Source organism: Actinomadura sp. NPDC049753 (assembly GCF_040674655.1).
In the GTDB taxonomy this organism is placed as follows: Bacteria; Actinomycetota; Actinomycetes; order Streptosporangiales; family Streptosporangiaceae; genus Spirillospora; species Spirillospora verrucosospora.
Map to the genome: position 1 here is coordinate 63,167 of NZ_JBFARL010000009.1, position 17,678 is coordinate 80,844.

At 72.5% G+C, this 17,678-nt stretch carries 11 protein-coding genes and 1 pseudogene; 5 read left to right on the plus strand and 7 right to left on the minus strand.

What is annotated here, in order from left to right:
* Positions 1 to 91: 91 nt before the first annotated feature.
* The 3 genes from rny to recA form a co-directional block, all read right to left on the minus strand.
* On the minus strand, positions 92 to 1,663 hold the full coding sequence (gene rny, locus AB0K37_RS04520; RefSeq protein WP_363974685.1) for a ribonuclease Y: 1,572 nt from the start codon (positions 1,661 to 1,663) through the stop codon (positions 92 to 94).
* Between the two features lie 743 nt (positions 1,664 to 2,406).
* On the minus strand, positions 2,407 to 2,925 hold the full coding sequence (locus tag AB0K37_RS04525; protein WP_363974688.1) for a regulatory protein RecX: 519 nt from the start codon (positions 2,923 to 2,925) through the stop codon (positions 2,407 to 2,409).
* 154 nt (positions 2,926 to 3,079) lie between these two features.
* Positions 3,080 to 4,195: a recombinase RecA gene (gene recA / locus AB0K37_RS04530; protein ID WP_363974691.1), complete on the minus strand. Its 1,116-nt coding sequence runs from the start codon at positions 4,193 to 4,195 to the stop codon at positions 3,080 to 3,082.
* 243 nt (positions 4,196 to 4,438) lie between these two features.
* On the opposite strand from recA, the gene AB0K37_RS04535 reads away from it, so the two are divergent.
* The 3 genes from AB0K37_RS04535 to AB0K37_RS04545 all read left to right on the plus strand — a co-directional run bounded on the left by AB0K37_RS04535 (position 4,439) and on the right by AB0K37_RS04545 (position 6,945).
* A complete protein-coding gene (locus AB0K37_RS04535) occupies positions 4,439 to 5,305 on the plus strand; it encodes an ATP-grasp domain-containing protein (RefSeq protein ID WP_363974694.1) in 867 nt (288 codons plus the stop codon).
* 110 nt (positions 5,306 to 5,415) lie between these two features.
* Positions 5,416 to 5,784, plus strand: a complete 369-nt coding sequence (locus tag AB0K37_RS04540) for a hypothetical protein (protein ID WP_363974697.1) — start codon at positions 5,416 to 5,418, stop codon at positions 5,782 to 5,784.
* A 3-nt stretch (positions 5,785 to 5,787) separates the two neighbouring features.
* Positions 5,788 to 6,945 (plus strand): glutathionylspermidine synthase family protein, encoded by a 1,158-nt coding sequence (locus AB0K37_RS04545; protein WP_363974700.1) that lies wholly within the window; start codon positions 5,788 to 5,790, stop codon positions 6,943 to 6,945.
* 7 nt (positions 6,946 to 6,952) lie between these two features.
* Here the strand turns inward: AB0K37_RS04545 and AB0K37_RS04550 are convergent, their stop codons facing one another.
* A complete protein-coding gene (locus tag AB0K37_RS04550) occupies positions 6,953 to 7,147 on the minus strand; it encodes a DUF3046 domain-containing protein (RefSeq protein WP_360359294.1) in 195 nt (64 codons plus the stop codon).
* Between the two features lie 10 nt (positions 7,148 to 7,157).
* Positions 7,158 to 8,435, minus strand: coding sequence for an alpha/beta hydrolase (locus AB0K37_RS04555; RefSeq protein WP_363974703.1), 1,278 nt, complete (start codon positions 8,433 to 8,435; stop codon positions 7,158 to 7,160).
* A 334-nt stretch (positions 8,436 to 8,769) separates the two neighbouring features.
* On the opposite strand from AB0K37_RS04555, the gene AB0K37_RS04560 reads away from it, so the two are divergent.
* Positions 8,770 to 13,422 carry a DEAD/DEAH box helicase gene (locus AB0K37_RS04560; protein WP_363974706.1) on the plus strand — a complete coding sequence of 1,551 codons (4,653 nt, stop codon included), beginning with the start codon at positions 8,770 to 8,772 and terminating at the stop codon, positions 13,420 to 13,422.
* Positions 13,423 to 13,499: 77 nt separating this feature from the next.
* Here the strand turns inward: AB0K37_RS04560 and AB0K37_RS04565 are convergent.
* Positions 13,500 to 14,306 (minus strand): annotated as a pseudogene (locus AB0K37_RS04565) (DMT family transporter); the annotation flags it as partial.
* 68 nt (positions 14,307 to 14,374) lie between these two features.
* Between AB0K37_RS04565 and AB0K37_RS04570 the strand changes: the two are divergent.
* Positions 14,375 to 14,947, plus strand: coding sequence for a TetR/AcrR family transcriptional regulator (locus AB0K37_RS04570; protein WP_363974709.1), 573 nt, complete (start codon positions 14,375 to 14,377; stop codon positions 14,945 to 14,947).
* Here the strand turns inward: AB0K37_RS04570 and secA2 are convergent.
* Complete coding sequence (gene secA2 / locus AB0K37_RS04575; protein ID WP_363974712.1) at positions 14,928 to 17,261, minus strand: accessory Sec system translocase SecA2; 2,334 nt, start codon at positions 17,259 to 17,261, stop codon at positions 14,928 to 14,930. The genes AB0K37_RS04570 and secA2 overlap by 20 nt on opposite strands.
* Positions 17,262 to 17,678 lie beyond the last annotated feature (417 nt).

Below are 17,678 nucleotides of genomic sequence, written 5' to 3' on the forward strand. Positions count from 1 at the left end.
GATCATCACCGCGGGAGCTTGCGAACACCAGACCGGCCGCTTAATTTCCCCCAAACCCCAACGAACCGCCCGGTCGCCCGATCGTCGCCGGTCAGCGGGCGAACTCGATCGCCCGGGACTCCCGGACGACCGTGACCCGGATCTGGCCGGGATAGGTCAGCTCGTCCTCGACCTGCTTGGCGATGTCGCGGGCGATCACCTGCGCCTGGATGTCGTCGACGGCGTCGGGCTTCACCATCACCCGGATCTCGCGGCCGGCCTGCATGGCGAAGACCTTCTCCACGCCCTCGTGCCGGTCGCGGGCGATCTCCTCCAGCCGCTCCAGCCGCTTGACGTAGGCCTCCAGCGACTCGCGGCGCGCCCCCGGCCGGCTGCCGCTCACCGCGTCGGCGGCCTGGGTGAGCACGGCCTCCACGGTCCGGACCTCGACCTCGTTGTGGTGCGCCTCGATCGCGTGGACGACGTCCTCGTGCTCGCCGTAGCGGCGGGCGATCTCGGCGCCGATCAGCGCGTGGCTGCCCTCCACCTCGTGCGTCAGCGCCTTGCCGATGTCGTGCAGCAGCGTGCACCGCTTGGCGACCTCCACCGGCAGCCGCAGCTCGCCCGCCATGATGCCCGCGATGTGCGCGGACTCGATCAGGTGCTTGAGCACGTTCTGCCCGTAGGACGTCCGGTACCGCAGCTGGCCGAGCAGCGCGATCAGCTCCGGGTGCATGTCGGCGATCCCGACCTCGACCAGGGCGTCCTCGCCGGCGCGGACGCACAGCTGCTCGACGTCGCTGCGGCTGCGCTCGTAGATCTCCTCGATCCGCTGCGGGTGGATCCGGCCGTCCAGGACGAGCTTCTCCAGCGTCAGGCGCCCGACCTCGCGCCGCACGGGGTCGAAGCAGCTCAGCAGAACCGCCTCCGGCGTGTCGTCGATGATGAGGTTCACGCCCGTGGTGGTCTCGAAGGCGCGGATGTTGCGCCCCTCGCGGCCGATGATGCGGCCCTTCATCTCGTCGCTCGGCAGGTGCAGGACCGACACCACCGACTCGGCCGTCTGCTCGCTGGCGACCCGCTGGATCGCCAGCGTCACGATCTTGCGGGCGCGCTTGTCGCCCTCCGCCCGGGCCGCGTTCTCGATCTCCCGGACGATCGGGATCGACTCCCGCTTCGCCTGGTTCTCGATCGCCGCGACGAGCTCGCCCTTGGCCTGCTCGGCGGTCAGCCCGGCCGCCTGCTCCAGGACCTTGCGCCGCTCCTCGGCGATGCCGTCGAGCTCCCGCCCGCGGGCCTCCAGCGCCTTCTTGGTCTCGGCGAGCCGCCCCTGCCACTCCTCCAGGCGGCGCACCTCGGCGTCGAGCCGCTGCTCCCGCTCGGCGAGCCGCGCCTCCCGGCGCTCCAGGTCCTCCCGGACGGTGCGGAGGTCGTCCCGGAGGGTCCGGCCCTCCTCGTCGAGCTCGGCACGCCCGGCGGCGGCGGCCTGCTGCGCCTCGCGCTCGGCCTTGTCCAGGACGGCCCGCGCGTCCTTCGCGGCCCTCTCCCTGATCTCGTCCGCCTCGCCCTGCGCCCGGGCCATCTCGGCCGCGGCCCTGCCGGGCGTGCCGGGGCGCCGCACCAGAACGATCACGAGAGCGACCAGGGTCACCAGCAGCGCTGCACCCAGCAGGACGCTCTCCATGAGGCAGATCCTTCCTCGCCGCGGGCCCGTCCGGAGTACAGGCCCTGCCTAGCGAGGACTTACTCGCGCGCGCGGATGCACGACATCGCGGGACGGCGCGGCGGCGCGCCCCGGCGATCCGGCCGAATCCGGTCGACGAAGCTGTCCTTTATGCCTCTCAGCTGCTGGAACGTGCTCGGTCGTATGGCAATCCGCAAGACGCGGAGTAACTCCTCACTGCCGTAACGGTAAGCGGCACAGAGGTAATGAGCAAGCAAACGACGGGCATTCCGGACTAACCGAACGTCGACGTGACTCCTTCCTTACCGCCTCCCCTGACCCCCGTCCCCCGCTCCGACCTGCACCATCACGCCCTCACCCGACCCCGCCTCCGGCCCCCTCCGGTCACCGCCCCGACACCCCCGGCGTGTCGCCCCCACCCCTCACTCCAACGCCACATTGCCCCCCGCTAGCCCACGACCTATCCCCGCACCCCCTTGGAAGCCCACGCCACCCGTCTTCGGCGCAGCTCTCCCACTGCTCGCCCGCCCGCCCTCCCGAAACCGCCCCACGCAACGTATGCACCCCGCACCTTGGCGAGACCCCAAGCCAAGGATTCTGAGCAGCACAGGAACCCACGCCAAGCAGAGACAGAGATTCAGCCACCACAGCGCCTGTCAGCCGGTGGGAGTGGAGAGATCCTCGGGGCGGAGCCCTTGGGGGACGGTGCTTCCTTCAGCGCCCTGCGCGACACGGCGGGTCGGTCAGTCGGGAGGGGCGGGGAGGTCTTCTGGGTCGGTGCCCTCTTCGGCCAGGGCTTCCTTGACCACTCGGTACGACAGGGCGGGTGAGTAGCCCTTGCGGGCGAGCATGCCGACCAGGCGGCGCATGCGTTTGGCCGGGTCGGTGCCTCGGGTGGACGGGAGCCTGCGGGCGACCAGGGCGCGGGCCGTCTGCTCCTCCTGGTCGGGGTCCAGGGTCTCCACGGCGTCGTTCACGGTCTCGTTGGGGACGCCTCGGCGGCGGAGCTCGGCGGCGAGAGCCCGCTTGCCCAGGCCCCGGCCGGTGTGCCTGGACTGGACCCATGCCTGGGCGAAGGCCTCGTCGTCGATGAGGCCGACGTCGGTGAAGCGGCCCAGGACGCGTTCGGCGACGTCGTCGGGGATCTGCTTGCGCTGCAGGGCCTCCGCCAGCTGGGCCCGGGTGCGGGGGGAGGCGGACAGAAGGCGCAGGCAGATCTCGCGAGCCTTCGCCTCAGGCCCGTTCTCGCGCGCAGCCGTCACAGGGAGCCGGCCCGGGCGGGGGCCGTGGGAGCGGCGGCGCCATCGGGGAAGTTCCGGGCACCGGTCGTGCGGTGCCGGGTAAGGCGCCGCCGCCCTGCATACGAGATCATCGCTTACTCTTCGTCAAGAGTCACCCGTCTCGGAGGATTCCTTGTCAGGAATCACCCGTTTTGGCGGCCTTGGCGCCCCTTTTCGCGGCGGGGGCCTTGACCGGAGCGGGGGCGGGAGGCTCGGGAGCGGCGCCCGCGGCGGCGGGCTCGGCCTCCTTGTCGACCTTCGGACCGATGCCGAGCTTCTCCTTGATCTTCTTCTCGATGCCGTCGGCCAGGTCGGGGTTGGCCTTGAGGAAGTTGCGGGCGTTCTCCTTGCCCTGACCGAGCTGGTCGCCGTCGTAGGTGTACCAGGCGCCGGACTTGCGGACGAAGCCGTGCTCCACGCCGAGGTCGATCAGGCCGCCCTCGCGGCTGATGCCCAGGCCGTAGAGGAGGTCGAAGTCGGCGACGCGGAAGGGCGGGGCCATCTTGTTCTTGACGACCTTGACGCGGACGCGGTTGCCGACGGCCTCGGTGCCGTCCTTGAGCGTCTCGATGCGGCGGACGTCGAGGCGGACGGAGGCGTAGAACTTCAGCGCGCGGCCGCCGGTGGTGGTCTCCGGGGAGCCGAACATGACGCCGACCTTCTCGCGGAGCTGGTTGATGAAGATGGCGGTGGTCTTGGTCTGGTTGATCGCGCCGGTGAGCTTGCGCAGGGCCTGCGACATGAGGCGGGCCTGGAGGCCGACGTGGCTGTCGCCCATCTCGCCCTCGATCTCGGCGCGGGGCACCAGCGCGGCGACGGAGTCGATGACGACGATGTCGATCGCGCCGGAGCGGATCAGCATGTCGGTGATCTCCAGGGCCTGCTCGCCGGTGTCGGGCTGGGAGACCAGCAGGGCGTCGATGTCGACGCCGAGCTTGGCGGCGTACTCGGGGTCGAGCGCGTGCTCGGCGTCGACGAAGGCCGCGATGCCGCCCATCTTCTGGATGCTCGCGACGGCGTGGAGCGCGATGGAGGTCTTGCCGGAGCCCTCGGGGCCGTACACCTCGACGACGCGGCCGCGCGGCAGGCCGCCGATGCCGAGGGCGATGTCGAGGGAGATCGCGCCGGTGGGGATCACCTCGACGGGCGCCCGCGCCTCCTCGCCCATCCGCATGACCGACCCCTTGCCGAACTGCCGCTCGATCTGGGCGAGTGCGGTCTCGAGAGCCTTCTCCCGGTCGTTCGCTGCCATTGAGATGTCCTTCTCGTTGAGATGTGTCGGCTCTCGGCCGCTGCTTGCGATGTCGAGGGCGACGTTACGGCGGGCCACCGACACTTTCGACCCCGGCGCGGTTCGATGACGCCGCCGCGGGACCCGCCCAGCTTACCGAACATCCGTTCGATCATCGTCCCGCATGCCGATTTGCGGCGGAATCTCCGTGCGATCGATGGTCCCGACCCCGTAACCTGGCGGGGTTGACGGAGGGTTCCAATCATGACGCTGACCGTCCTCTTCTGCGTCGATCCGCTCCATCCCCGGCGCGTTGACCCCCACTTCTCCCGCGAGGCCGCCGCCGTGCGGGACCACTACGGCGAGATCGCCCTGATCGACCACGACGCGCTGCGGCGCGGCGACGTCGAGGACGCGGTCGACGCGGCGCCCTCCGACCTGGGCCCGGTCTGGTACCGCGGATGGATGCTCTCGGCGGAGGAGTACGGCGCGATGGCCGCCGCCCTGAAGCGCCGCGGCACGGTGCTCCTGACGCACCCGGACGACTACCGCCGCGCGCACGAGCTGCCGGGATGGCACGACACGTTCGCGGGGCTGACCCCGCACAGCGTCTGGCGCCCTCTCGGCACCGGCCAGGATCCCGGTCCCCTCGGGGAGCTGGGTGAGCTCGTCAGGCCGCTGCGCGCCGGGCCCGGCGTGGTCAAGGACTACGTGAAGTCGTGCAAGCACGAGTGGGAGGAGGCGTGCTTCGTCCCCGACGTGAAGAACCTCGCGCAACTGCACGACATCGCGGCGAAGATGGTCGCGCTGCGTGACGACCATCTGGCGGGCGGTCTGGTCGTGCGTGAGTTCGAGCAGTACGACGAGGGCGAGGCGCGCGTGTGGTGGGTGGACGGCGAACCCGCCCTGGTCGGCCCGCATCCCGACAGCCCCGGCGTGGAACTCGATCCGGACCTGGGCGCGGTGGCCCCCGCCGTCCGCGCGCTGGGATGCCGGTTCATCACCACCGACCTCGCCCGCCGCACGGACGGCGCCTGGCGTGTGGTGGAGGTCGGCGACGGCCAGGTCAGCGACCTGCCGTCGTCGGTGGACGCGATGGACCTCTACGCGCATCTCCCCGTGCCCGAATAGCATCCGCGCAGGTGATGCGGTGGCGATCGAACCGGATTAGGGTTTTCGCCGTCTCATGACCTGTGGCCCCCGGCCGCCGATCGACCCCTCCGCGAGAAGGACGTGTTCCCTTGCCCCCTCAGGAGCCCACTCGCCGGCTCAGCTCCCGCGCCGTGAAGGTGGGGATGGTGAGCGCCCTGTCGTTGACCCTCGTCGCCTGCGGTTCCGGTTCGACGACGGCGAGATGCGTGGACCGCAACGCGCCGGCCAGGGGCAAGGGCGGCTACAAGGTCGTCCCGGACGACAACTGCAACCCCGGCGACATCGACAACGGGGCCAACAACGCCTACAACCGCTACTTCTGGTACTACGGCGGGAAGAGCCGGTCCGGCTTCGTGTCCGGCGGCAGCCAGTACCGGCCCGAGGGGAAGATCAAGTCCAGTGGCGGGCGGACGCTGAGCCGGGGCGGGTTCGGCGGCGGCGGCCGGGGCGGGAGCTGACCCGTGCGCCGAGTCCGTTCCACACCGCGCGAGGGCTGGGCGGAGAAGGTCGAGGCGCACGGCCTGGCCTTCCACCGCACCGCGCACCCCGAGCATCTGACCCGGCCCTACTGGGACGAGTCCGTGCACTACGTCTTCGACATGGACGAGGTCCTGGCCCTCGAAGGCGTCGTCGAGGAACTGCACCGGATGTGCCTGGACGTGGTGGAGCACGTCGTGTCCACCGGTCGCTACCACGTCCTCGGCATCCCCGACTGGGTGGCGCCCCTGATCGAGGAGTCGTGGCGGCGCGGCGACCCGCACCTGTACGGGCGGTTCGATCTGCGCTACGACGGCCAGGGGCCCGCCAAGCTCCTGGAGTACAACGCCGATACGCCGACCGCGCTGGTGGAGAGCTCCGTCGTCCAGTGGTACTGGCTGCAGGACACCCACCCCGAGGACGACCAGTGGAATTCCATCCACGAGCGGTTCGTGGCGCGCTGGAAGGAGATGGCGCCCGCCGTGGGCGGCGGGCCCGTCCACTTCGCCTGGACCACCGGTGACGAGACCGGCGAGGAGGTCATGACGATCGCCTACATGCAGGAGACCGCCGAGGAGGCGGGCCTGCCGGGCGTGGCGATCGCCATGGAGGACATCGGCTGGGACCCCGCGCGCGGACGCTTCGTCGACCTCGACGAGCAGGCGATCGGGACGCTCTGCAAGCTCTACCCCTGGGAGTGGATCGTCGCCGAGCCGTTCGGGCGCAACATCCCGGGGACGCCCACGTCGTGGATCGAGCCGATCTGGAAGATGGTGCTCTCCAACAAGGCGCTGCTCGTTCTGCTGTGGGAGCTGTTCCCCGGCCACCCCAATCTGCTGCCCACCTACCTGAACACACCGTCGAACCTGACGTCCTACGTGCAGAAGCCGCTGCTCGGGCGGGAGGGCGCGAGCATGCGCATCGTCACGCCGGACGGTTCCGAGCAGCGGACCCAGGGCGACTACGGCGCGGAGGGATACGTCTTCCAGGAGTTCTGCGCGCTGCCGGAATTCGACGGCGAGCACCCCGTGCTCGGCGCGTGGGTGGTCCATGACGGGGCCGCGGGGATCGGCATCAGGGAGACGTCCGGGCTCATCACCGACGACACGTCGTCCTTCGTCCCGCACCGCATCGCGCTGTAGAAGACCCCTAGCGCAGGGTCGCGGGGACGTCGAAGGTGGCCACGACCGCCTGCCAGACCTTCTTGGCGGATTCACCGTCAGCGAGGGCCTGTTCGATGGTGCGGCCGCCCAGCTCGGCCATGACGTAGTCCTTGGCCACGCTCTCGGCGTAGTGCTCGCCGAACTGCTGGTTCATCCGATCCCAGAAGAGTGTTAGCCGCACGTGTCCCACGCTATCCGACGGATGGTTCTCCCAGGGACCGCGTCACCTCGCCGGGCACCTCGGGGGCGCGGCCCAGGCGGTACTGGCGGTGCAGGCCGGTCAGGTACCGTTCGACGCCTTCGATCACTCGGGCCGTCCGGTAGGAGGGGAAGACGTCGAACCCGTGCTGGGCGCCCTGCATCTCGGCGTAGAGGACGGGCGAGTCGGAGACCTCCCGCAGCCGCTCGACGAATCGGCGGGCCTCGACCACGGGGATGAGCGAGTCGCGGCTGCCGTGGATGACGAAGAAGGGCGGCGCGTCTTCGCGGACGTAGGTGACCGGGGACGCCTTGGCGTACACCTCCTGGTTCTCCGCGAAGGGCTGCTTGACGACCATCCGTTCCATGAGGCGGGTGGTGCCGAAGGGCCGGGGGAACGTCCCCGGCTCGAAGAAGTTGTAGAACCCGTAGAAGGGGACCGCACCCTGCACCGTGGTGTCCGCGTCCTCGAAGCCCGGCTGGAATTCGGGGACGTTCGCGGTCAGCGCCACCATCGCGGTGAGGTGCCCTCCGGCCGAACCGCCGGTCACGCACAGGAAGTCGGGGTCCGCCCCGTACTCCTCGGCGTGCTCCTTGTACCAGGCGACGAAGTGCTTCAGGTCGATCAGGTGCTCCGGCCAGGTGGCGCGCGGGCTGAGCCGGTAGTTGACGTTGAAGCCGACCCATCGCTGGACGGCCATGTGGTTGAGCAGCGGCAGCCCTTGCTCACGCTTGTCGCCGATCACCCAGGCTCCGCCATGGATCTGCATGAGCCCCGGACGCAGTTCGCCGTCGGCGCGTTCGGCCGCGGGACGGAAGACGTCCAGTTTCAGGCGCAGGCGGCCTTCCTGCCGGTACACGACGTTGCGTTCGACGCGGACGCCCTTGCGCGGGACCAGGCACAGCGGGGGGACGATCAGGTGTACGAGCGGGTAGCGCGGCGCGCCCTCCGGGTCCAGTTCGAGGGGAGCGCCGCTGTCCCGCAGGGTGACGACCGTCCGGCGGGACGCCGCGAGGGTGGCCGCGACGCCTGCCATGCCGAGGACCGCCAGGGCGAGCCCGGTCCAGCCCGCCCAGCCGTCCAGTCCCCCGAAGGCCGCGGCCAGGGCCGCGGCGGCGGCCCAGGTGACCAGGACATGCGGCGCCAGCTCGGTCGTGAGCCAGCCCGCGAAGAAGCTCGCCGTGAGGAGGCCGGGGCTGCGCCGCGGGGCGTACGCGTTGGCCGCCGTCAGGGCGAACAGGACGCCCAGGGCGAGGAGGACGTAAGGCATCGCGACTCCCTTGCGGAACGTTGGCCTGCCCGCACCACCATGACCATACAAGCGCTTGCTTACAATAGTTCCCGCAGGGGCGGCGACCCCCGCACCCCCGGTTCGCTCCGCTCATTTGTGTTCCTTGTGGGGGGACGACCCCCCACACCCCCCGGTCCGCTTCGCTCACTTGTGTTCCTTGTGGGGGGACGACCCCCCATACCCCCCGGTCCGCTTCGCTCATTTGTGTTCCTTGTGGGGGGACGACCCCCCACACCCCCGGTCCGCTTCGCTCATTTGTGTGACCCGCGCCACGCCCGCGCATTCCGTCCGACCCGCAAGGCAGTATGGCGGCATGGGCGGTGACGTGCTCGAACGCTTCTCCCCGGCGACCCGTGCCTGGTTCACCGGGGCGTTCGCCGCGCCCACACCCGCGCAGGCCGGAGCCTGGGAGTCCATCGCCGGCGGCGACAACACGCTGGTCGTGGCTCCGACCGGGTCCGGCAAGACCCTGGCGGCCTTCCTGTGGTCACTCGACCAGCTCGGCACCGAGGCCCTTCCCGAAGACCCCCTGCACCGCTGCCGCGTCCTGTACGTGTCGCCGCTGAAGGCCCTCGCCGTCGACGTCGAGCGCAACCTGCGCGCCCCGCTGACCGGCATCCGCCACGCGGCGCGGCGCCTCGGCCTGCCCGAGCCGGACGTCCGCGTGGGCATGCGGTCGGGCGACACCCCGGCCGACGAGCGCCGCCGGCTGGCCGTCAAGCCGCCCGACATCCTGATCACGACGCCCGAGTCGCTGTTCCTGATCCTCACCTCGCGGGCGCGCGAGTCGCTGCGCGGGGTGGAGACCGTCATCGTCGACGAGGTGCACGCCGTGGCGGGCACCAAGCGCGGCGCGCACCTCGCGCTGTCCCTCGAACGGCTGGACGCGCTCCTCGATCGCCCCGCCCAGCGCATCGGCCTGTCGGCGACGGTCCGCCCCGCGGACGAGGTGGCGGCGTTCCTCGGCGGGCCTAGGCCAGCCGCCGTCGTCCAGCCGCCTTCGGAGAAGGTGTTCGAGCTCGACATCGTCGTCCCCGTGGAGGACATGGGCGAGGTCGGCCGGTTCGTCGACGACTCGGGCACGCCCGACCCCCGCCAGCGCAGCATCTGGCCCCACGTGGAAGACCGCCTGCTCGACCTGATCCAGGCGCATCGCTCGACGCTCGTGTTCGCCAACTCCCGGCGCCTGGCCGAGAGGCTGTGCGGACGGCTGAACGAACTCGCCTACGAGCGCGCCGCAGGCGAGCCCCTGCCGGAGAACCACTCCCCCGCGGCGGCGATGGCCCAGGCGGGCGCCGCCAAGGGGGCGCCCATGGAGATCGCCAGGGCGCACCACGGCTCCGTCTCCAAGGAGGAGCGGGCCGGTATCGAGAACGCCCTGAAGGAGGGCCGCCTGCCCGCGGTCGTGGCGACGTCCAGCCTGGAGCTGGGCATCGACATGGGCGCGGTGGACCTGGTCGTCCAGGTGGAGTCGCCGCCGTCGGTCGCCAACGGGCTCCAGCGGGTCGGGCGCGCCGGCCACCAGGTCGGCGCCGTGTCCAAGGGCGTCATCTTCCCCAAGTACCGGGGCGACCTCGTGCAGACGGCCGTGGTGGCCGAACGCATGCGCGGCGGCGAGATCGAGGAGCTCCGGTACCCGCGCAACCCCCTCGACGTCCTCGCCCAGCAGATCGTCGCGATGGTCTCCATGGACGAATGGACGGTCGACGACCTCGAATCCCTCGTCAAGCGCGCCGCCCCCTACGCCACGCTTCCCCGGTCGGCGCTGGAGGCGTCCCTGGACATGCTCGCCGGGCGCTACCCCAGCGACGAGTTCGGCGAACTCCGTCCCCGCCTTGTCTGGGACCGCGTGACCGGCGTGCTGCGCGACCGTCCGGGCGCCCAGCGGCTCGCCGTGACCAGTGGTGGGACGATCCCGGACCGCGGCCTGTTCGGGGTGTTCCTCGTCGGCGAGAAGGCGTCGCGCGTAGGCGAACTCGACGAGGAGATGGTGTACGAGTCGCGCGTGGGCGACGTGTTCGTCCTCGGTGCGAGCTCATGGCGGATCGAGGACATCACCCCCGACCGCGTGCTCGTCTCCCCCGCCCCGGGCCAGCCCGGCAAGCTGCCGTTCTGGCATGGCGACACGCTGGGGCGTCCGGCCGAACTGGGCCGCGCGCTCGGCTCGTTCACCCGCGAGCTGGCCCGGCTGCCCCAGCAGGAGGCGCGGGCGCGCGTCACCTCGGCCGGCCTGGACGACTGGGCCTCCGCCAACCTCGTCTCCTATCTGACCGAGCAGCGGGAGGCCACCGGTCACGTACCCGACGACCGCACGATGGTCGTCGAACGGTTCCGCGACGAGCTCGGTGACTGGCGCATGGTCGTCCACTCGCCGCTGGGCGCGCGTGTGCACGCGCCCTGGGCGCTCGCCATGGCCGGCCGCCTGCGCGAGCGGTACGGCGTCGACGCGCAGGCCATGCACGCCGACGACGGCATCGTCATCCGCATCCCTGACATGGACGAGCCCCCCGGCCTCGACCTCGCCGTCTTCGACGCCGACGACATCGAGCGCATCGTCGTCGACGAGCTGGGCGGCTCGGCCCTGTTCGCCGCCCGGTTCCGCGAGTGCGCGGCGCGCTCGCTGCTGCTCCCTCGCCGCCGTCCCGACAAGCGCATGCCCCTGTGGCAGCAGCGCCAGCGCGCCGCGCAGCTCCTGGCCGTGGCGAGCAAGTACCCCTCGTTCCCGATCGTGCTGGAGACCATGCGCGAGTGCCTGCAGGACGTGTTCGACGTCCCGGGCCTGGTGCAGCTCATGCGCGACATGTCCGGACGCAAGGTCCGCATGGTGGAGGTGGAGACCTCCGAGCCGTCCCCCTACGCGCGTTCCCTGCTGTTCCACTACGTCGGCGCGTTCATGTACGAGGGCGACTCGCCCCTCGCGGAGCGCCGCGCGCAGGCTCTCGCGCTCGACTCGGCGCTCCTCGCAGAACTGCTCGGCCAGGCCGATCTGCGCGAGCTGCTCGATCCCGACGCCGTCGCCGAGACCGAACGCGAACTCCAGCGCCTCGCCTCCGACCGCCGCGCCCGTGACGTGGAGGGCGTCGCCGACCTCCTCCGCACGCTCGGCCCCCTCAGCACGGCGGAAGCGGCCGAACGCACACTGCCCGCGAGCCTCGGCGCCCCACCGGACGAGACTGCGGCCACGGCGGGTGACGAAGAGACCGCCGCGGTCAGCGAGCCCGTCCCGGACGAGGTGCTGGTCCAGGTGTCGCGGTGGCTGGCGGAGCTGGAGGCGACACGGCGGGCGATCCGCGTGCGGATCGCCGGTGAGGAACGCTGGGCCGCGATCGAGGACGCCGCCCGGCTGCGGGACGCTCTCGGCGCGCCGCTGCCGGTGGGGGTTCCGGAGGCGTTCCTCGAACCGGTCGACGACCCGCTCGGCGACCTGGTCTCCCGGTACGCGCGCACGCACGGGCCGTTCCGGGCGGCCGAGGCGGCGGCGCGCTTCGGGCTGGGCGTCGCCGTGGTCGTCGAGACGCTGCGGCGGCTGTCGGGCGCGGGCCGCGTCGTCGAGGGCGAGTTCCTGCCGGTCGGTTCCGTGGCGGGCCCGCTGACGACCGAGTGGTGCGACGGCGGCGTGCTGCGGATGCTCCGGCGCCGTTCCCTGGCGCGCCTGCGCGCCGAGGTCGAACCGTCCCCGCCGGAGTCGCTCGGCCGGTTCCTGCCGGTCTGGCACGGCATATCGGGCGGGTCGCGGCTGCGGGGCATCGACGCGCTCGTCCAGGCGATCGAGCAGCTGCAGGGCGCGGCGGTCCCCGCTTCCGCGCTGGAGTCGCTGGTCCTGCCGTCGCGGGTGCCCGGCTACACCCCGGCCATGCTCGACGAGCTGACCTCGGCCGGCGAGGTCGTGTGGGCGGGCCAGGGAGGGCTGCCGGGCGGCGACGGCTGGGTGGCGCTGTACCTGGCCGACACCGCCCCGCTGCTCATGCCGGGCCCGGCCGAGATCACGCTCACGCCGGTGCACGAGGCCGTCCTCGACGCTCTCGGCGACGGGGGCGCGCTGTTCTTCCGGACGCTGTCCGACCGCGTGAACAAGCAGGCCACCGCCAACGACGCCGACCTCGTCACCGCCGTGTGGGACCTCGTCTGGGCGGGCCACCTCACCAACGACACGCTGGCCCCGCTGCGGTCGGCGCTCGGGTCGGGCCGTCCGACGCACCGTTCCCGGACGACGCGCCGCGGACGTCCCGTCCTGCCGTCCCGGACGGGTCCGCCCACGGTCGCCGGACGCTGGTGGCCGCTCCCCGAGCGCGAGGCCACCGCGACCCTGCGCTCGCACGCCCTCGCCGAGGCGCTCCTGGAGCGGTACGGCATCGTCATCCGCGGCGCCGTCGCGGCCGAACGCACCCCCGGCGGTTTCTCCGCCGTCTATCCGGTCCTGCGCGCGTTCGAGGAGACGGGGCGCTGCCGGCGGGGCTACTTCGTCGAGGGCCTGGGAGCCGCCCAGTTCGCGCTGCCGGGCGCCGTCGACCGGCTCCGGGCGCTCCGCCCGGCGGCGGCCGCCGCACCGGACGACATCTCCGCCCTCTGGGAGACGCCCGGCAAACCCGTGGTCCGCGCCCTCGTGCTCGCGGCGGCCGATCCCGCCAACCCCTACGGCGCGGCGCTGCCCTGGCCGGAGCGCGCCGAGGAGATCGCCAGCGGCCACAAGCCGGGCCGCAAGGCCGGCGCGCTCGTCGTCCTGGTCGAAGGGCGCCTCGTCCTCTACGTCGAACGCGGCGGGCGGACGCTCCTGACCTGGGACGACGACCCGGACGTCCTGCAGCCGGCCGTCGACGCCCTCGCCCTGGCCGTCCGCGAGGGGGCGCTCGGCAAGCTGACCGTGGAGCGCGCCGACGGCGAGGCGATCAGCGACTCCCCGCTGGCCGCAGCGCTTGAGTCGGCCGGGTTCCATCCGACGCCCCGCGGGCTGCGGTTGCGCTCCTGACCGCCCGAGCCCCGAAGCGCGACGGTCACGGCGGCGGCGCATACGAGCACGCCCAGGAGTGACGGCAGGGTGAGCGTGCTGCCGAACATCAGCCACCCCCACAGCATCGTCGTGGGCGGTGTCAGGTAGAGCAGGGCGGACACACGCGCGACCCCTGTCCGCTGGACGTTGACCCAGTACAGCCCGTACCCGCCGAACATCGCCAGCACGACGAGGATGGCGATGGCGGTCCAGAACGAGGGATCGGCCGGCGGAACCAGTGAGCCGTCCACTCCGGCGAAGCCCGAGAACACCACGGCGCTCACGCCGGCTTGGACGGCCAGAGCCTCCGGAAGCTCCAGCGAGGGGCGCGTGCGGCGTTCCACGAGGGTGGCGCCGACGAGGGAGAGCATCGCGGCGAACGGAAGCGCGTACGCCCAGGCCGGGGCGTCCGCGCTCAGGTCGCCGCCGACGACGAGGGCGACGCCGCCGAGGCCGGCGGCGAACCCGGCGAGCTGCCGGCGGCCGACCGGTTCGCCGAGCAGGGGCGCGGCGAGCGCGACCGCGACGAGCGGCTGCAACGCCGTGATCAGGCTGTTGACCCCCTCCACGACGCCGTGCTCGGCGGCGAGGAACACGCCGGAGAGGTAGCCGACCTGTCCCAGCGCCCCGATCAGGGCGTGCAGGGCCAGGTCCCGGGGCGGGATCCGGCGGCGGCGCCACAGCAGCCAGATGCCGAGCGCGCCCGCGCCGAGGATGAACCGCCAGGCCAGCAGCGCGCTCGCGGGTGCACTGCGGGTGCCGAGCTCGGCGCCGACGAACCCGGAGCTCCACATGACGACGAACGCGGCGCCCAGCAGGGCGTCCGACCGGGGGATGTCCACTGGCCCTCCCAAGGTATACATACCGGTATACCTACAACGTAGCCATACCGGTATGTATACTCTGAGTCACCCCGGCGGAAGGAGCCGAGATGCCCCCGCACGACCGGCCGCTCACCCCCGCCGCCCGGCGGGTCCTCCAGGCCGCGAGCGAGTTGTTCTACGAGCGCGGCATCGGCTCGGTCGGCATGGAGCTGATCGCCGCCGAGGCGGGCGTCACGAAGAAGACCGTCTACGACCGGTTCGGCTCCAAGGACGCGCTGATCCTGGCCTACCTGCGGGCCCGCGACGAGCGGTGGCGCGCCTTCACGACCGGCCGGATCGCCGAGGCCGCCGGCGCCCGCGAGCGGGTGCTCGCCACCTTCGACGCCCTCGGCGAGTGGATGGCCGCCGAGTGCGGGCGCGGATGCTCGATGGTGAACGCGTGCGCCGAGCTGCCCGACCCGTCGCACCCGGTCCACGGGGTGGCCGCCGAGCAGAAGGCGTGGGTGCGCGCCCTCTACGCCGGCCTGGTGGGCGACGGCGTGCTGGCCGACCAGCTGCTCATCCTGCACGAGGGCGCGATCGTGGCGTTCAGCGTGGCCGGCGTCCGCGACGCGGCGGCCTTCGCCCGCGCCGCCGCCGAGGCGATCGTGCCCCGGGAGCTCAGCGGCGCCGCCCCCTGAACATGTTGATCAGCCCGCGCAGGGCCCGCTCGTCCAGGGACCCGAACGGGTTGTCGTGGACGAGGTAGGTCCACGTCGCCGACGGCCGCTTCAGCCCCGCGGAGTCGAGGTCGACGCCGTCCTCGGAGGCGGTGAGGGCCTCGAAGGCGGCGACGGACCGCTTCCGCGCGTCGGCCAGGAGCCGCTTGCCCGCCGGGACGGCCTCCCGGTTGAACTCGATCAGCGGGTCCAGGCCGCGGCCGAGCGACCGCAGGTGGATGCCCTCGCGCAGGTCGGCGAGGAACGCCAGGTGCTCGGCCCAGCAGCGGTCCAGCTGGTACAGGACGATCTGCCGCGCGGCGCCGGCCACCGCCTCCGCGCCCGCGATCGCGGTGAGCTCGGCGTGCCGGTCCGGGGCGCCGGCCGCCATGGCCCTGTCGGCGGCGTCGCCGTGCAGGACGGCGTCGCGCTCGGCGAGCACCTCCCGCCGCTGGAGCCCGATCAGGTGGTTGTACCGCCACGTGTTGCGGTGCAGCTCCAGGTCGACGCCCTCCGCGACGCGCTGGGCGTGGCCGACGATCCAGTGCGCGCCCTTGTCGGTGATGAGCCCGTCGTCGCCGGCGGGCGCCTTCGACTCCTCGTCCGGCGCGTAGCGGGTGACGAGGTCGTCCTGGAGGCTGGTGAAGAACACCGAGCCGCCGGGGTCGCCCTGCCGTCCGGCCCGCCCCCTGAGCTGGTCGTCCAGGCGGCTGCTGTGGTAGCGGCCCGTCCCGATGACCAGCAGGCCGCCGGCTCGCGCGACCCGGTCGCGGTCGGCGCCGTCCCGCTCGGCCGGGGCCGTGCCCGGGGCCGAGGGCGCGGGGCTGCCGCCCAGCCGGATGTCGGTGCCCCGGCCGGCCATCTGGGTGGAGACGGTGATCGCGCCGTACGCGCCCGCCTCCGCGATGATCGCGGCCTCCTCGGCGTCGTTCTTGGCGTTGAGGACGACCCGGTCGAGCCCGGCGCGGGCCAGCCGGCGGGCGAGGCGCTCGGACTCCGCGACGTCGCCCGTGCCGACCAGCACCGGGCGCCCCTCGGCGTGCGCGGCGGCGATCTCCTCGACGATCGCGACCTCCTTGTCGGCGGCGGTCGCGTAGAGGCGGTCCGGCTCGTCCTCGCGGACGCACGGCCGGTTCGGCGGGACGACCGCGATCGGCAGCGAGTAGAACTCGGTCAGCTGCCCGGCGACGGCCATCGCGGTGCCCGTCATGCCGCACCGGACGGGATAGCGCCCGATCAGCTCCTGCACGGTGATCGAGTCGAGGATCTCCCCGCTCGGGGAGGCGTCCAGGGCCTCCTTCGCCTCGACCGCCGCCTGCAGGCCGTCCGGCCAGCGCTGCAGCAGGGCGACCCGGCCCCGCGACTCGCTGACCAGCTTCACCTCGCCGTCGCGGACGATGTAGTCCACGTCGCGGTGCAGCAGGACCTCCGCGTGCAGCGCCACGTTCACCGCGGTGAGCGCGGCGAGGTTCTCCGGCGCGTAGAGGTCGAGCCCGAGGGCCCGCTCCACCTCCCGCGCCCCGGCCGCCGTGAGCTGGACGTTGCGCGCCTCGTCGTCGGTGGCGTAGTGCAGCCCGGGGCGCAGCCGCCGGACCAGGTCGGCGTGCCGCGGATCGGCGGCGTCGAGGTCGGCGGCGCCCGCGAGCACGAGCGGGACCATGGCCTCGTCCACCAGCACCGAGTCGGCCTCGTCGATCAGCGCGACGGACGGCTCGGGCAGCACGAGGTCGGCGGCGCCGGTGGCGAGCCGGTCCCGCAGCAGGTCGAACCCGACCTCGCTGACCGGCGCGTACGTCACGTCCGCCCGGTAGGCCTCGCGCCGCTCGGCGGGCGTGGACGACTGGCCGACCCAGGCGACGGTGACGCCCAGCATCGCGTAGAGCGGGCCCATCCACTCGGCGTCGCGCCGGGCCAGGTAGTCGTTGACCGACATCACGTGGACCCGGTGGCCGCGCAGCGCGTGCCCGGCCGCCGCCAGGGCGCCCGCCAGGGTCTTGCCCTCACCGGTGGCCATCTCGGCGACGTGCCCCGACAGCATCGCGAGCGTCCCGAGGAGCTGCACGTCGAAGGGCCGCTCCCCCAGGGTCCGCCGGGCGGCCTCCCGGCCGAGGGCGCACAGCTCCGCGAGATCCTCGTCCTGCCGGAGGGCGGACGCGGCGGCGGTCAGCTCCGCGTCCGGCAGCTCCCGGACGCGGGACTCGCGCGTCGCCGCCTCGTCCACGAGGGCGCGCAGCGGCGCGAGATCGACGCTTCCGGGCTTCTGGACGAGGCGCCGCAGCCGGTCACGCAGCGCCATGAAGCCCCCTCGGTTCGTCGCTCACGGTTCCCCCAACGGGCGGGTGGAAGTCGGCGTTCCCCATGATCTCAGCGCGCCGGGCCCGCGGGCGTCCGGGGCGGCCCTCCGCTGTTGGTCTGACCTCGAATTCATTCCTCGGGCGGATCCCCTCCGGCCCTTCCGTTTGAGAGCATGGCCGCATCACGGGGTTTGCGGTGGCCCAGGGGAAAGCGCCACCGCGGAACGGGGTTTCGGCATGACACCTACGGCACGCAAGGCCGCCGCTCTCCGGCGCAAGCGTCAGATCATCAGCCAGACCGTCATCGACCGCGCGCTGAACGACCCGCGGGGCGCCGGGGGCTCTGGCTCCGCACCCTCGACCGCATGGGCCTCGGCTTCGACTCCTGAAGGGGATCAGTCCGGCGACTCTTCGACCGT

What these genes read in the sequence shown, in the direction of transcription:
- AB0K37_RS04560 (WP_363974706.1), top strand. Translation starts at nt 8,770, where the DNA reads ATGGGCGGTGACGTGCTCGAACGCTTCTCCCCGGCGACCCGTGCCTGG.
- rny (WP_363974685.1), bottom strand. Translation starts at nt 1,663, where the DNA reads ATGGAGAGCGTCCTGCTGGGTGCAGCGCTGCTGGTGACCCTGGTCGCT.
- AB0K37_RS04555 (WP_363974703.1), bottom strand. Translation starts at nt 8,435, where the DNA reads ATGCCTTACGTCCTCCTCGCCCTGGGCGTCCTGTTCGCCCTGACGGCG.
- secA2 (WP_363974712.1), bottom strand. Translation starts at nt 17,261, where the DNA reads ATGGCGCTGCGTGACCGGCTGCGGCGCCTCGTCCAGAAGCCCGGAAGC.
- recA (WP_363974691.1), bottom strand. Translation starts at nt 4,195, where the DNA reads ATGGCAGCGAACGACCGGGAGAAGGCTCTCGAGACCGCACTCGCCCAG.
- AB0K37_RS04570 (WP_363974709.1), top strand. Translation starts at nt 14,375, where the DNA reads ATGCCCCCGCACGACCGGCCGCTCACCCCCGCCGCCCGGCGGGTCCTC.
- AB0K37_RS04535 (WP_363974694.1), top strand. Translation starts at nt 4,439, where the DNA reads ATGACGCTGACCGTCCTCTTCTGCGTCGATCCGCTCCATCCCCGGCGC.